Annotated in this window: 14 protein-coding genes; 10 read left to right on the top strand and 4 right to left on the bottom strand. The window is 47.1% G+C overall.

Annotation, left to right across the window (positions count from 1 at the left end):
• Positions 1–552 precede the first annotated feature (552 nt).
• From Q1B47_RS08920 to Q1B47_RS08905, 4 genes are all read left to right on the top strand, one after another.
• Entirely contained in the window at positions 553–798 is a 246-nt protein-coding gene (locus tag Q1B47_RS08920) for an OadG family transporter subunit (RefSeq protein WP_299791895.1), read from the top strand.
• A gap of 25 nt (positions 799–823) precedes the next feature.
• The gene (gene oadA, locus Q1B47_RS08915) at positions 824–2,626 is read left to right on the top strand and encodes a sodium-extruding oxaloacetate decarboxylase subunit alpha (RefSeq protein WP_299791892.1); all 1,803 of its coding nucleotides are present in this window, start codon (positions 824–826) and stop codon (positions 2,624–2,626) included.
• An 8-nt stretch (positions 2,627–2,634) separates the two neighbouring features.
• Complete coding sequence (locus tag Q1B47_RS08910) at positions 2,635–3,765, top strand: sodium ion-translocating decarboxylase subunit beta (protein ID WP_299791889.1); 1,131 nt, start codon at positions 2,635–2,637, stop codon at positions 3,763–3,765.
• 399 nt (positions 3,766–4,164) lie between these two features.
• Entirely contained in the window at positions 4,165–4,350 is a 186-nt protein-coding gene (locus Q1B47_RS08905) for a hypothetical protein (RefSeq protein WP_299791886.1), read from the top strand.
• Positions 4,351–4,427: 77 nt separating this feature from the next.
• On the opposite strand, the gene Q1B47_RS08900 is transcribed toward Q1B47_RS08905, so the two are convergent.
• The 3 genes from Q1B47_RS08900 to Q1B47_RS08890 all read right to left on the bottom strand — a co-directional run bounded on the left by Q1B47_RS08900 (position 4,428) and on the right by Q1B47_RS08890 (position 6,521).
• Positions 4,428–4,763: a PBPRA1643 family SWIM/SEC-C metal-binding motif protein gene (locus Q1B47_RS08900; protein ID WP_299791883.1), complete on the bottom strand. Its 336-nt coding sequence runs from the start codon at positions 4,761–4,763 to the stop codon at positions 4,428–4,430.
• Positions 4,764–4,908: 145 nt separating this feature from the next.
• Positions 4,909–5,094 (bottom strand): hypothetical protein, encoded by a 186-nt coding sequence (locus Q1B47_RS08895; protein WP_299791880.1) that lies wholly within the window; start codon positions 5,092–5,094, stop codon positions 4,909–4,911.
• 146 nt (positions 5,095–5,240) lie between these two features.
• Entirely contained in the window at positions 5,241–6,521 is a 1,281-nt protein-coding gene (locus tag Q1B47_RS08890) for a dicarboxylate/amino acid:cation symporter (RefSeq protein ID WP_299791877.1), read from the bottom strand.
• Positions 6,522–6,803: 282 nt separating this feature from the next.
• Between Q1B47_RS08890 and Q1B47_RS08885 the strand changes: the two genes are divergently transcribed.
• The 5 genes from Q1B47_RS08885 to Q1B47_RS08865 all read left to right on the top strand — a co-directional run bounded on the left by Q1B47_RS08885 (position 6,804) and on the right by Q1B47_RS08865 (position 13,107).
• Positions 6,804–7,226, top strand: a complete 423-nt coding sequence (locus Q1B47_RS08885) for a YqaA family protein (RefSeq protein WP_299791874.1) — start codon at positions 6,804–6,806, stop codon at positions 7,224–7,226.
• A gap of 24 nt (positions 7,227–7,250) precedes the next feature.
• Positions 7,251–10,085: a pitrilysin family protein gene (locus tag Q1B47_RS08880; protein ID WP_299791871.1), complete on the top strand. Its 2,835-nt coding sequence runs from the start codon at positions 7,251–7,253 to the stop codon at positions 10,083–10,085.
• Positions 10,086–10,302: 217 nt separating this feature from the next.
• Positions 10,303–11,937 carry a glutamate--cysteine ligase gene (gene gshA, locus Q1B47_RS08875; RefSeq protein WP_299791868.1) on the top strand — a complete coding sequence of 545 codons (1,635 nt, stop codon included), beginning with the start codon at positions 10,303–10,305 and terminating at the stop codon, positions 11,935–11,937.
• Positions 11,934–12,374, top strand: a complete 441-nt coding sequence (locus Q1B47_RS08870) for a hypothetical protein (RefSeq protein ID WP_299791866.1) — start codon at positions 11,934–11,936, stop codon at positions 12,372–12,374. Before gshA ends, Q1B47_RS08870 begins: the two co-directional genes overlap by 4 nt.
• Before the next feature lie 115 nt (positions 12,375–12,489).
• Positions 12,490–13,107, top strand: coding sequence for a hypothetical protein (locus tag Q1B47_RS08865; protein ID WP_299791862.1), 618 nt, complete (start codon positions 12,490–12,492; stop codon positions 13,105–13,107).
• A 107-nt stretch (positions 13,108–13,214) separates the two neighbouring features.
• Here Q1B47_RS08865 and Q1B47_RS08860 read toward each other — a convergent pair whose 3' ends face one another.
• Entirely contained in the window at positions 13,215–14,474 is a 1,260-nt protein-coding gene (locus Q1B47_RS08860) for a sensor domain-containing diguanylate cyclase (RefSeq protein ID WP_299791943.1), read from the bottom strand.
• Between the two features lie 503 nt (positions 14,475–14,977).
• On the opposite strand from Q1B47_RS08860, the gene purE reads away from it, so the two are divergent.
• On the top strand, positions 14,978–15,487 hold the full coding sequence (gene purE / locus Q1B47_RS08855) for a 5-(carboxyamino)imidazole ribonucleotide mutase (RefSeq protein ID WP_299791859.1): 510 nt from the start codon (positions 14,978–14,980) through the stop codon (positions 15,485–15,487).
• Positions 15,488–15,520 lie beyond the last annotated feature (33 nt).

Genomic DNA, 15,520 nt, shown 5'->3' with positions numbered 1-15,520 from the left:
AAGGCGCTCCCCTGCTAAGGGAGTATGGGCTTTAAATCCCATCGAGGGTTCGAATCCCTCCCTCTCCGCCATTACAAGCCCGTTGATATTATCAACGGGTTTTTTGTGCCTGCTAATCTCCACATCTTCTTATCTCCTGCTCACTTTCCGATATCTATGGGTATTAAGGTGCTCGCGTTAACTGCATAACTTTTCACTTGACTGTTTTTTGTTCTTTATTTGGGATTCAATTTCTTCCCATAAACTGATTGTTTTAGAAAAAAGTCATGAGAAATGCTTGCCTGTTAAGGTTTGTTCATCGTTGAGGCTGTTTTATTGAGGAATTCTCCTCCTTGCTGGTCACGTTTATCTATTATTGGTATGACCAATTTACAGCATGCTCGCAATTTTGTTATAGATTAGTTATCGTTTTTACCGTTAACAGCGGCAATCGACTAAGAAAACCTGGGGGATTTCACTGTCGGGCTGCCGCTTTTCAGCTCTGCTGTGAATATAAAACTGCTTTATGTTGCTTTGTATTCATGGTTGGGTGGGGTTAATACAGAGGTTGATATGAATTCGATAACTGAACAGATGATTGAAGCATTTGGCATCATGCTTTTGGGAATGGGACTGGTTTTTGTGTTTCTAACCCTGTTGATCTTAGGTATTAAGTTGGTGGCACATAAGTTTGCCCCTCAGCCTATTGAACATATGGCACAAGCTGAGCAGCCGGATAGTACGCCCACGCAGGGTATAGACCCTCTGATGGTTGCGGTTATCACTTCAGCAATACACCAATATCGTGCAAAAGCATAACAAAAATTACTAGTAGGGAGTTTCTATGAGCAAGCCACTTGCATTAACTGATGTTATCTTACGAGATGCACACCAATCTATCCTCGCCACTCGCCTTCGTACTGAGGATATGCTCCCCATCGCGCCACTGCTGGACAAGGTGGGCTTCTGGTCACTGGAATCCTGGGGGGGAGCGACCTTCGACTCCTGTATCCGGTATCTTGGAGAAGACCCCTGGGAGAGGCTCAGGGAGTTAAAGAGGGCGATGCCAAATACACCTCAGCAGATGTTACTCAGGGGGCAGAACCTGCTGGGTTATCGCCATTATGCCGATGATCTGGTGCACAAGTTTGTTGAAAGGGCACACATTAATGGCGTCGATGTCTTTCGAATTTTCGATGCCATGAACGATATTCGTAACTTAGACACAGCGGTCAAGTCAGTCATCGAAGTAGGTGCCCACGCTCAGGGGACTATCTCCTATACCACGAGCCCGGTTCATACCCTCGATACCTGGACCGATATGGCTAAGCGCCTGGAAGATATGGGTTGTCATTCACTATGTATCAAAGATATGGCCGGGCTGCTTAAGCCATTCGATGCCTTCGATATGATCAGCCAGATAAAATCTGAAACGGACCTTATCGTTTCAATGCAGTGTCATGCCACTACAGGTCTAAGTTCGGCGACCTACCTGAAGGCTATAGAGGCGGGAATAGATGTGCTCGATACTGCAATATCCCCCATGAGTCAGACCTATGGCCACAGTGCAACGGAGACCCTGGTTGCTATGGTCGAAGGGACAGACAGAGCCACTGGTTATGATATGGCGCTACTCGAGGAGATCGCGGTTTACTTCAGGGCGATACGAAAAAAATATGCTCAGTTCGAAGGTGAACTTAAAGGGATTGACTCCCGGATCCTGCGTGCTCAGGTGCCCGGTGGCATGTTAACTAACATGGAAAGCCAGCTGAAGGAGCAGGGGGCTTCGGATAAGCTGGATCTGGTACTCGAAGAGATCCCTAGAGTGCGTGAAGATTTAGGCTATCTGCCATTGGTTACCCCCACATCGCAGATCGTTGGCACTCAATCTGTGATTAATGTGTTGACCGGTGAACGCTACAAGTCGATGACGAAAGAGACTGAGGGAGTGTTGAAGGGAGAGTATGGTGCGACCCCTGCACCGGTCAATGCCACACTTCAGGCTAAGGTACTCGATGGTGCTAAGGCCATTACCTGCCGTCCGGCGGACCTGTTAGCCCCGGAGTTTGAAAAGCTCAGTGCAGAACTGATAGAGAAGGCAGACAGTGAGGGGCTTACTCTGGCGAAGGAGTTAGCCGATGATGTTCTGACCTATGCACTGTTTCCACAAATTGGTCTTAAGTTCATTAAACACCGCAATAATCCGGAGATGTTTGAGCCTAAGCCTGATGGGGCTGAGCCGGTTAAAGAAGTGGTGCAGAGTTTATCAGCGAGTGAGAGAGGGCCCGAGACATACACGGTTAATGTCCAGGGGCAAAGCTTTGTGGTTGAGGTATCTCCCGGCGGTGATATTGAGCAGATCAAATCCGCTGAGAATATCGTTCCTTTCGTTGCTCCTCATGTCGGTGATACTAAGGTATCGAGTGGGGAAATAAAGCTGGAGGTGAGTGCTCCTCTGTCAGGCAATATTTTTAAGGTGAACGTTCAGGCCGGTGATACGGTGCGTGCAGGTGATGTGGTCATTATCTTAGAGGCGATGAAGATGGAAACTGAAGTCAGGGCCGAAACTGATGGTGTTGTCAGTAAGATCTGGGTGAAGGAGGGGGACTCAGTCGCCGTCGGTAACCAACTGCTTGGCATAGCCTAGGGGGTCAAATGGAAGGATTAGTCGCATTCTGGGCTGAGTCAGGAATTGCCAATTTCACCCCGGGACAGCTGTTGATGATGGGGGTCGGAGCTCTGCTGCTGTATCTGTCGATCGCCAGAGGCTTCGAACCTCTGCTCCTGTTGCCGATTGGGTTTGGTGCAATTTTAGCAAACATTCCAAACGGAGGCTTTACGGAGGAGGGGGGGCTGCTCTATTTAGCCTACCATGTGGGTATCGAAACCGGGGTATTTCCGTTATTGGTCTTCATGGGGGTGGGGGCATTGACAGATTTCGGTGCCTTAATAGCTAACCCCAAGATGTTGCTGCTGGGAGCCGCGGCACAGTTTGGGATCTTTGCTACTTTAATCGGTGCTATCGGCCTTAACTTTGTACCCGGTTTTGAGTTTTCGATGCAAGATGCCGGCGCTATCGCCATCATTGGCGGGGCCGATGGACCCACGGCTATTTTTCTGGCATCTAAGCTTGCGCCGGAACTCTTGGGAGCCATTGCCGTTGCCGCCTATTCATATATGGCCCTGGTTCCGTTGATTCAGCCACCTATCATGAAGCTGCTGACGACAGAGTCTGAGCGCCAGATAAAGATGGAGCAGCTAAGGGAGGTGAGTAAGCGGGAGAAGATCATCTTCCCGCTTATGGTGTTGGGGCTTACAATCTTATTTCTGCCGGCGGCAACGCCGCTGGTCGGCATGTTCTGTCTTGGTAACCTGATGCGCGAGTCCGGTGTCGTTGACAGGTTGTCGAGCACAGCGCAAAACGAGCTTATCAATATCGTGACCATCTTCCTGGGGCTGGCTGTTGGCTCAAAGCTCTCTGCGGATAAGTTTCTACAGGTTGAGACATTAGGAATCTTACTCCTTGGTGCTGTCGCTTTTGCGATTGGCACTGCGACCGGAGTGCTGATGGCTAAACTCATGTGTAAGCTCTCCGGGGGGAAGATCAACCCCTTAATCGGTGCCGCAGGAGTTTCGGCTGTACCTATGGCTGCCAGAGTCGTGAACAAGGTTGGCTTAGAGTCTAATCAGCATAATTTCCTGCTGATGCATGCCATGGGACCGAACGTCGCCGGTGTGCTGGGCTCTGCTGTCGCGGCCGGGGTCTTGATCGCTGTATTGGGGTAATAGAGGTGACAGCCCTTCTTGGTAAAAGACAGTGCTAGCTATAACTGCTTGTAGCGTTTAACAGGTGGTAGTGTCCAGGAATTAAGTCTCGCAGATTATAGTTGTGAGACTTTTTTTTACGCGTTTTTTATCTGATATTAGTTGATTTAGCAGACTAATTTGGTGGAATACTCTTTTTCTTACCGTTTTTGCTCAGCGGGTAACTCGAAGCTCTTTGATATAGATCAATGTCCCTCTAAGCCATTTAAGGTCTTATAAGGGTGATCGATATCACATATGCAACTCTTGGTTGCGGGTTATTGTTGTTGGTTTGGGATTTTTTAGAGTTGGGTCACTATTTTGTGGGCCGTATCGTTTGATTCGACCGAACCGTTAAGAACATATATAAGAGGTGTACATATGGAATTATTACCGAACTGCTATACGGATCTATGTATCAATGGAAAGTGGTTTCATTACGATCATGGTGAAAGCTCGGTGTTTATGCTTAATGGCGGAAACCCGTTAACGTTTGAACTGGAAAGCTTGCCGACGACCGAAGATGAACTGGAGCAACACTTAGCCGTTATTTCGAGTAATATGTGATCTCAGAGATTCCGGGTAGAGATGTCACTGGTTTATCCCTCCAAACCAGTGATGTCTGTTGTTAATGTGGCTGTGTACTAACCACAACACTTCTTATATTTCTTACCACTGCCGCATGGGCAGGCTTCGTTCCTGTTGGGTTTCTTCTCAAAACGTGTCGTTTTAGGTTTATTCAGCACTCCGTCCAATTCACTGATGTTCTCTTCGGCATCAGGGTTTACCTCTAAATGAGCGATCAGCTGATGCTGTAGCAAGATAGCCTCTATTTCAGCTTTTCTCTCAGGGGAAGGGACAACTAAGGTCAAAGGGTTATCACTGGTGCCGGGTCTGGCTACCCGTTTCGTGTTGTAGCCAAAACTTTCATGTTTAGGCTTAGGGGTTTTACGCCCTTTAAAGAAAAATTTATCTGACATGGAACCTTCTAAAGCATGCTTATACCGACTGGTATTAATTATTGGAAACGAGCGAAATTGGGAGTGCTTATACTATAAAAGCAGAGCAAGATAAAACTATAGAGGCTTTTTAGATACAAATATATTAAACGGGGGCTAATGAGCTTTAACTCCGAATATTTTGCCCGGCGGTGATCCACAGCAAAATACCGAGTGACAGAATTATCGTCGCGCTGATGGCTATGATGTAGATAAAGCCTTTCTTACCCTGTTTGATAGGGACACCGTTGAGGTGCAGGAACAGTGTCCAGAACAGGCATAAGATTATGGGGAGCAGGAAGAATTTTGCCATATTTATTTTGCCTTGTACTTAGAAGTCCAGTGGAAGCGAGATAAGTATAATACTAAATAACTCAATTTGAACAGTTGATTAGCAACTGTCAGAGGCAAAAAAAGCCGCATCAGCGGCTTTTCATATACTGTGATATCGAGCTATGTTTACTCAGATACGGGCTTAGATTTGGCTAATGCCTCTTCATTGGCATTATCAACTGCCTCGTCGTCGGCATAGAACTGCTTCTCATCGAGTTGCCCCTCAGATTTTCCGATAACAACGGCCGTCATCATATCGCCGGTTACGTTAGTACTGGTTCTTATCATGTCGATGATACGATCTATCGCCGCGATAAATGCAATCCCCTCAAGAGGAAGCCCGACAGCTCCCAGAGTCACAGACAACATGACCATGGCACTTCCCGGTACACCAGCGGTACCAACCGATGCTACCGTTGCCGTGACAGCGATCAGCATATAGTCAGTCATCTCCAGTGGGATACCATAGATCTGGGCAATGAAGATGGCTGCAATAGCCGGATAGATGCCACCACAACCGTCCATATTCATCGTCGCGCCCAGGGGCAGGACAAAAGAACCATATTGCTTAGATACTCCCATGGACTCACTGCAGCGCGTACTGGCCGGTAGAGTGCCGAAGCTCGATGCTGTAGTGAATGCTACCAGCTGAGCGGGCATCGCCTTTCTGAAAAATTGGAGTGGACTCAATTTGGCTGCAAACTTTATCAGGCCACCATAAACAAAGATAATATGGATAAGCGCGGCCAGATAGATAGCTGCAATAAACTTGCCTAAGGGTAGGAGAGTGGATAAACCGTATGCGCCGACAACCCATGCCATCAGGCCAAATACGCCGATAGGGGTTAACTGCAGTACCATACGGGTTAACTGGAACATCACCTCTGCTCCCGCCTCAAAGCCGCGCTTGAGTGGCTCTGCCTTTTCACCGACTTTATTGATTGCGATACCAACTAAAGCCGCAAAAACAATTATCTGCAATACCTTACCTTCGGCCAGAGAAGCAAAAGGGTTAACAGGGATCATGTTTAGCAATACCTGTGCGAAGCCTGGGACATTACGTTCCCTGACCTCGGTGGCTACCAGTTCCATCGAGCCTCCCATGTCTATCAGAGAGCCCACAGTGAGACCAATCAATGAGGCAACAGTACCGGTAAACATGAACATGGCCAAGGTCTTAAAGCTGAGGCGTTTAAGATTAACCTGGGAGCCCAGAGACGTTATGCTGACGACAATGGCGCAGAGTATTAACGGGGCAACCAACATCTTGATGGCACCGATAAAGAGATCGCCCAAAGGTTTCAGAACTGTGGCTGACTCGCCAAAAGCTACGCCTGTCATGGCCCCTAAGATGAAGCCCGCAAGGACTTTTTGCCAAAAGGGGAGCTGTTTAATGATTTGCCACATAATAAAATTCCAATTACTTTTTTATTATTAATATTCAAGAAAGAGTTAAAGGGTAATCTTTACCCGTTTAATAAAGCCCGGGATAAATTTTCCACAATTAGGCTATTATCCGATGTTTTCATTGTATAGATAGAGTATTTTGCAAAACAAACCGTTTTTGTTATAACTTATTGTCATAATTAAGTTTGTTTTAATAATTTTAAGTCTTAACATTTGAGCTACATGGCTGAGCTCACTTCTTTTAAAAACAAAATATTACGATATTTCATTAGGTAAGCTTGAATGACAGCGTTATGGTTGATGTTTAGTGCCGCTTTTCTAGCTGCCACCTTGTTACCGGGCGGATCAGAAGTTTTACTTGCAGCTATGCTAAGTGATGACAGTTCGAACTGGGTATCTCTAGTTATCGTTGCAAGTATTGGTAATACGTTAGGTGCGATTACCAGCTACTATCTTGGCTCATTGGGTCGTTTTGCGCGCAGCCCGGAGGCAGTAGCGAAAGGGAAGTACCAACATTCGCTGGTCCTGATTCATAAGTACGGCTATTGGGCCCTGCTTCTTTCGTGGGCACCGGTTATCGGCGATCTTTTGTGTTTATTAGCGGGTTGGATGAAACTTCCGTTGATGAGATCGAGTCTGATGATATTAATGGGTAAGAGTATTCGTTATTTGGTGGTGGCAGCTCTGGCGCTGCATTGGTTGTAATTAAGTTGGTATTAGGAGCATAAATTGAAAAAATGGATATTAGCTACGGCGATCGCTGCGATTTTAGTTGGTTGTGCAGGTCAGCAGCCACAATCTAGTCTACCCGATGGCATAACACTTCTTGAAACAGTAAAGGTCGCTCCTTCGCAGGTCGGTATTCCTTATAAAAAGTATCAACTATCAAACGGATTAACTCTGATCTTGCATCAAGATAGCTCTGATCCACTGGTGCATGTGGATGTGACATATCATGTAGGCTCTGCCCGTGAATTTGAAGGACGGTCGGGTTTCGCTCATCTGTTTGAACACATGATGTTTCAGGGCTCTATGCATGTCGGTGACGAGCAGCATTTCAAGACGGTAACCGAGGCGGGGGGAACCCTGAATGGCACAACCAATACCGACAGAACCAACTATTTTGAGACGGTGCCCAGTAATCAGCTGGAAAAGATGCTCTGGCTGGAGTCGGATCGTATGGGCTTTTTCCTGCCTGCGCTGACCGAGAAGAAGTTTGAAGTACAGCGTGAAACCGTCAAGAATGAGCGGGCGCAACGAATCGACAATCAACCCTATGGGCGTATGGGAGAGTTGTTTAATAAGGCATTTTATCCTCAGGGTCATCAGTACTCCTGGCCTGTCATTGGTTGGCCGGAGGATCTGGAGCGTGCCGATGTGGAAGATGTGAAGCACTTCTTTCAGCGCTGGTACGGTCCGAACAACGCGACATTAACCATAGGCGGTGACTTCGATGAGGTTCAGACTCTGGCCTGGGTGAACAAGTACTTTGGTGAGATCCCAAGGGGCCCTGAGGTTACAGCAGACCCTAAACCGTTAGTCACACTGGACAAGACCCGCTATATCTCCATGGAAGACAGAGTGCATCTTCCTCTGATCCGTATCGGCTTCCCCACGGTATATGCCCGTCACCAGGATGAAGCGGCACTGGATCTGCTTTCCAATATTCTGGGGGGCGGAAAGACCTCACTGTTTTATAAGAACTTAGTTAAAGATGGCTTCGCCGTTCAGGCGGGGGTGAGCCATCCCTGTCAGGAACTGGCCTGCCAGTTCTCAATGTACGCTTTGGCTAATCCAGCCAAGGGAGGGCAGCTTGCCCAACTCGAGAAGCGGATGCGTGAGTCGATCGATGAATTCGAGCAACGGGGCGTGACCGACGATGATCTGCAGAAGGTAAAGGTCCAATTCGAGGCCAGTACTATTTTCGGGTTGCAGAGTGTTTCCGGAAAAGTATCAACATTAGCATTCAACCAGACATTTTCAGATAACCCGGACATGATCGCCTCGGACCTGCAACGTTATGCAAACGTGACTAAAGCCGATGTGATGCGGGTTTTTAACCGATATATCAAAGATAAACCTATGGTGGTCATGAGTGTGGTTCCACTGGGGCAGAGACAGCTCATCGCTCATGAGGATAACTATACCGCCCCGGAGTTAAATGTGTCCGATGTTGCCGTTCAGGGAGTAAGTGATTACCAACAGATAAGTTCATCTTTCGATCGTAATACGGTACCCGATGTCGGAGCCGCGCCTGTGCTTAAGTCCCCTGAAATCTGGCGCGGAAAACTTGGCAACGGTATCGAAGTTATCGGAACTGAGAGTGAAGAGACCCCGACGGTGGAGTTGGTTTTCTACCTCAATGGGGGGCACAGACTCATTCCTGTCGATAAGGCCGGCTTGGCCGGCCTGACGGCGGCCATGTTGAATGAATCGAGTCTGAAGAGAAGTACCGAAGAGCTTGCTCAGGCGTTAGAGATGTTAGGCAGTAGCGTCACCTTCGGTGCGAGTAGCTATCAAAGTTATATTAAGGTGTCGAGTCTGACCTCCCACCTGGACGACACTTTAGATATTGTGAAGGAGCGTCTTTTTGAACCGGGTTTTAAAGCAACAGATTTCGAACGACTCAAGCAGCAGCAACTTCAAAGCCTGCAACATATGATGTCCGATCCCGGCTATCTGGCGAATACGGCATTCGATGGCCTGCTATATGGCAATACAAACTCTTTGGGCGTGAGCAGTAGTGGGACACTGGAGACGATTTCGTCACTGACTCTGGACGATGTAAAAGCCTTCTACCGACAGCAGTACAGTGCAGGCAATGCGCAGATCGTGGCGGTGGGTAACCTAAACGAGGCTGAAATTCTTGCCATGTTAACTCGTTTTTCAAGCTGGAAGGGAGCGGGCAGTGAGTTACCTCAATTGAGTCAATTGCCCGACGTGGCCGGTGGCACTATCTACATTCTCGATAAGCCCGGCGCCGCACAGTCGGTTATTAAGATTGGTAAGCGAGCATTACCTTACGATGCTACCGGAGCGTTTTATAGATCTTACCTGATGAACTATCCCTTAGGCGGTGCATTCAATAGCCGTATCAACCTAAACCTGCGTGAAGACAAAGGTTATACCTATGGTGCCAGAAGTTATTTTTCAGGTGGTAGCGAGTTAGGGGTGTTTGAGGCTCAGGCTAATGTTCGCAGCGATGTGACATCACAATCTATTGTCGAGTTTTTTAAAGAGATTGAGGCTTATCGGGAATCCGGTATTACCGATAAAGAGTTGGCATTTATGAGGGCGTCAGTTTCTCAGGGTAAGGCTCTGGATTATGAGACCCCCTACCAAAAAGCGGGTTTCCTGCGACTTATTCAGCGTTACAATCTCGATGCAGATTTTACGGAGCAACAGACGGATATCACACAGAGGATCACTAAGACTGAACTTAACCAATTGGCGAAGAGTCAGTTAAATCTCGATGATATGATCGTATTGGTTGTGGGCGATAAATCGACGATAGAGGCTGATATTGAAGCACTCGGCTATCCGGTTAAAATTTTAGAGTTGTAATATTTGAATTTGCCCATATATCCAGAGATATAGAATAGTGGTATCGGGGAGCTTGTCTCTATACCCGGAGCATTTAAGTAGCGGTATCTGTGATCCATATTCAGATACCGCTTTACTTTATGACTCAATAGAGAGTTAACTAGCTTAGAGGAAGGTTTACCTACATCGCTTGTTTGAAAGTTATGGCAGGTTAAGCTGGTCTGACTCGTGTAAGTAAATGATGACGAAACTAGAGAAAAATATATTGAACTCTTTCAATGAACTGATTGGACATCTCTCCGATTCTGAGGGGCGTAATGCACTACAGGGAATGCAGCGTGGAATTGAGCGCGAAGCATTGAGGATCAATAGCTCTGGACATCTAGCTACAGATAGTCATCCAAAGTCGTTGGGGGCTGCGTTAACACACCCGCGGATCACTACAGATTATAGTGAATCTTTACTTGAGTTTATTACTCCTGTTTTCAACGATATAGACAGTTTGCTGGACGATCTGACCTATACTCATGCATTCACGGTTCAGAACCTTGACAGTCAACGGTTATGGCCTGTCAGTATGCCCTGCTATGTGGGGGATGCGAATGCGATCCCTATTGCCGATTATGGCTCGTCAAATGCGGGACAGATGAAACGCTTATATCGAAAAGGTTTGACCTATCGCTATGGCGCGCAGATGCAGATCATCTCAGGTGTGCACTTTAATTTTTCAGTATCAGGCTCGCTGTGGGACAAGCTCTACCGCTTGAGTGATACCCAGGCTTGCAAGAGTGATTTTATCTCCGACTCCTACCTGGGGCTGATACGAAACTATCGCCGTATGGTCTGGGTGTTACCCTACCTGTTTGGTGCATCGCCGGCTCTGTGCAGCTCCTTCATAAAAGATCAGAAGACAGATATTCAATTTGAGAAGATGGGAAGGGGGACGTTATACCTGCCTTATGCCACCTCTCTGAGAATGAGCGATCTTGGCTATACCAATAAAGAGCAGGAGCAGTTAGAGATCAGTTATGACTCTCTCGAGCAGTATCTGCAGGGGATGAATACCGCGATTAATATGCCTTCTGCTAATTTTGAGAAGATAGGTGTTAAGGTCGATGGTGAATACCGTCAGCTCAATGCCAACGTATTACAGATTGAAAATGAGTTTTACTCACCGATTCGTGCTAAACGGGTCACGCTAAACGATGAGAAGCCTTCACAGGCCCTCGCAAGGGGGGGAGTTGAATATATCGAGGTCAGGGCGCTGGATGTGAATCCCTATAGCCCGGTAGGTATCGATGCTTCCCAGATCCGCTTTCTGGACCTTTTCTTAATGTATTGTCTGTTGAATGAGTCTGCCACATCAGATGCTATGCAGGAAAGTGAGATATCGAGTAACCTTAATCGGGTTATTTTAGAGGGGCGTAAGCCGGGCCTCGAACTCAGCAGAAATGGCGAGCCTGTCCTGCTATCGAGCTGGATGGAGTCGATGTTTGAAGATCTCAACAAGCTTGCTCCACTATTCGATAAAGAGGGTGAACATCTTTATCGCGATGCCTTGAGTAGATGGCATGGTGCCGTTGTTGATCCCGGGTTGACCATTTCAGGGCAGATAATGAAGGAGCTTAGCGAGTCACAGGTGGATCATGGTTGCTGGGTAAATAAGCTGGCAGAGGAGTACCATAAGATATTGAGCCAGTACCCGCTTCCTGAAGGGGTCGAGTCACAATATCAACAGGCGGCAACGCTTTCACTGCAGCAACAGGCAAAAATTGAGTCCGAGTCCAGTCAAAGTTTTGAAGAGTATCTGGCCGACTACTTCAAAGATGCGCAGGCCTCTTACGAAAGTCCAAAGGTTGCGACTTCGTTATGAGCCGTAAGCTTTTTGGAGCTAAACTTTCCCTGATTGCCGGGCTTATACTGTTATCCGGTTGTGCTTCACAGCCAGATAACAGTCTGGAGTGTGGTATCGTCTCAGGTTATCTTGAGCCGGATGCCGGACAGGAGCTGTATCGTGTTGTGGTTACGCATCTCAATGGTGATCCCGTGATCTCTAAACCTAACTATCGCCTCTCCCCCGGAGTCTATGAGTTTACTCTCGCTGAGTTAATCAATGCCCCGTCGTTGAAAGTGAAGCTTGCAGCCAGAGTGCCTAAAGTGCTCTCTGTCACCGTCGAAGCCAACAGGCGTTATCACCTTGGGGCTAAGTTTAATACCGACAAACGCTATCGGGGTAACGACAGCGGATTCTGGCAGCCTGAGGTCTGGATGCAGGAGGAGTATCAGTGTGAGTTGTCGCCGCCTGAATAACGGCTACCGTGTCTTTGTCTAACTCCTTCCCGTTTTTCTATTTCGTGAATTGCTTCTTTCTCCTTTCGGTGTGACACTATTGCTTTGATAAGTTTGCCCTTTGGTCTTGGCTCATATGAAATTGTATCCGGTTTTTATCTCAGCTTGTTTAGCGCTATCTCTTTCGGGCTGCGCTACCTCTCCACCTAAAGAGCCTGAAAACCTGTGCTCTATCTATAAAGAGAATCGCTCCTGGTATAAGGCGGCTAAAAATACCAGGGAGAAGTGGGGGGTCCCGGTACATGTCCCTCTGGCAATGATGTATCAGGAGAGCTCTTTTAAACATAATGCGGCCCCTCCGATGGAATATTTTCTCGGTTTTATTCCGATAGGTAGAGCGAGTGATGCGTATGGATATGCCCAGGCAAAGACAATGACATGGGATGATTATGTCAGGGAGACGGGAAACTCATGGTCCAGCCGCAGTAATTTTGATGATGCGATGGATTTTATGGGGTGGTTTATCTATAAAACTCACAAGATCAACGGAGTGTCAAAATGGGACGCCAAAAATCAGTACCTGAATTATCATGAAGGCTGGGGTGGCTATAAGAGAAAAACATATAATCAAAAACCTTGGCTGATCAAAGTGGCCAGGAAGGTCGATGACAGATCGAAGCGCTATGCGGCCCAATATCGCACATGTCAGGAAGATCTGGATTCATCCTGGTTGTGGCGTTTGTTCTTTGGTTAACTCTCCTCGGCATCCCCACTACCTGACATTGAGCCCCGAACAGATCGGGGCTTTTTATTATCCGGATCATGTATGACCTGTACGTCGGCAATTAACGCCTGTCAGGCTCAAGCGGTATTCATAGTCGGGGTTTCCAGGCTGATATCTCTTAGCACATTCTTACTTCGCTTATGTTTATACATTTCGTTATCTGCACTTCGAAAAGCCTGTTGCCAGTTGTTACTGTATTCGGCGATTCCGTAACTGAACTGTACCTTAGATATTTCACTGTCCAACTGCTGCTGAATCTCGTTTAAGTCAGCCATAATCTTCTCTAAAGGCCCGTGGCAAACTGCAATAAACTCATCGCCACCATAACGTGCGACGAGATGATTCTCATGCCAATACCGTCTCAGTATTTGTGCCAGTGATCGTAAGGCGATGTCGCCGGCCTGGTGACCGCCACTATCGTTTATCTGTTTCAAATTATCTAAATCTATCAGTATCAGGTAGCTGCCGAAGTGAGGTTTAATGTTCCAACTCTCCATGCGCGCTTCGAAGCGTTGGCGGTTGTAGAGAGAGGTGAGGCTATCATAGTTCGCTAATGTTTGGATCTGCCTCGTTTTTTGATACAGGGAGATCGCATTCTCGGCTTCGTGAGTCAAGATACTAACCAGATTACGATCGTAGTCACCGAAAGCCTTAGTCACACTACTATCAAGATTGATCATCGCATAAAGCTTACCGTCAATCTGAATCGGGCTCGAAAGGGTTGAGCGGATTGGGTTGTTAGGGGCGGTCAACAGGATCTCCTGCTCGGCTTCGGTTAGCGAGCTATGGGAGTTGATATTTTCCATATTATCGATGACGACGACCCTGTCGCAGCGCCCTTCGGTCAATCGGAACTCGAAAGACTGCTGCAGATGAAACTTCACGTGCCGTAATTTTTTCAGGTTAATCCCTACTGCGGATTCGAAGTGAAGTTGCTGGTTATCGGGATCCACCCGGATGATACTTCCCATCTCGGCACCTTCGATGCTGCTTACGGCTTTTTTAAGCAGGGCGTCTAAAAAAGCCTGTTCATTTTTATAATGACTGGACAGACTGACGAGTTCGAAGGTGGTGTCATTGATATGAACTATCTGTTGCAGGTGCTGCCACAGACGAGTCAACCGGCCCTGATGGAAGTAGTAACTTAAGCTATAGCCCAAAGTATAGATACTCGATACCAGCAGCAGTTTTAGCAATAGAGCGGTATCAAAGCTGGCATTGAAGAAGGTTAGCCAGGTGACAATCAAGAGTAGTAGTGGGCCACCGAGCAGGCCAAAGTGAAATTTTAGATCTAAGCTGTCAATCTGTTGCTTCTTCAGACCGTCTCTTTCAGTCACTTTGGTTATTCTATCCATGGTAAACCCACTCATCTTGTTCAAGTTGTCCCTTCTTTAGGCGTTCAGTGAAATATTTTGTCTGATTGTAAGTGACGGTCAGTAATTTTTTTACCTTTACGGCGATAATAAATCATAAATCTTGTATTAAAAGTGGGCTTCGTCTCATTGGTGATGCAGGATTGCAAATACATTTGATTTAAAAGGTTATAAAACTGTATCGATAAGTTATTTGCAGTGTCATTACAGCTAGGTGATAATAGCGTCCTGGCTTGGGGGAGCCGTTTACTCTAAGCGCAAATACATCGATAAATGATTTCGAGAGGCGATATCCGGTGAATCGGATGGTGGTGAGATTATTCTGGTCACTCTGCCCGTTCACAAGAGAGCTTGGGAAATCTGGCCGATAGATCAGACTCAGTAGCTTTTTGGAACTCGCATTAAGAAGTCGCTTACGTATATAATGCGCACAAAAATAAAAGTACTACCCTACATAAGGAAAAAAAATGAGCAAACCATTTGTTGCGGTGTTGATGGGTTCCGATTCTGATCTACCAACCATGCAAGCTACCCTAGATGTGCTAAAAACATTTGATATTCAATTTGAAGCTAAGGTTACATCGGCTCACCGTACACCTGCGGCGACCCATGCATATGTTACTGATGCTGAAGCGCGTGGCTGTAAGGTATTTATCTGTGCAGCTGGTTTGGCAGCCCATCTGGCGGGTGCCGTGGCCGGTATCACTACTCGCCCTGTAATCGGTGTCCCGGTAGACTGTGGTCCGCTGCAGGGGCATGATGCACTGCTCTCTACTGTTATGATGCCTGGTGGTGTTCCGGTTGCTACCGTTGCGATCGGCAGTGCCGGTGCTAAAAATGCGGGCTATCTGGCGGCCCAGATGCTAGCCGTTGGTGATGATGCATTGGCGCAGAGAGTGAAAGAGGAACGTGCCACTTCAGCTGAAGCCGTTCAGGCGAAAGATGCTAAACTTCAGGAAAAACTTGCTAACGTTTGATCTGAAATGAAACATTAAAGATACGCCACCGAA

Source organism: uncultured Shewanella sp. (assembly GCF_947501225.1).
Classification (GTDB): Bacteria; Pseudomonadota; Gammaproteobacteria; order Enterobacterales; family Shewanellaceae; genus Shewanella.
This window is presented reverse-complemented; position numbering and strand designations above follow the sequence as displayed.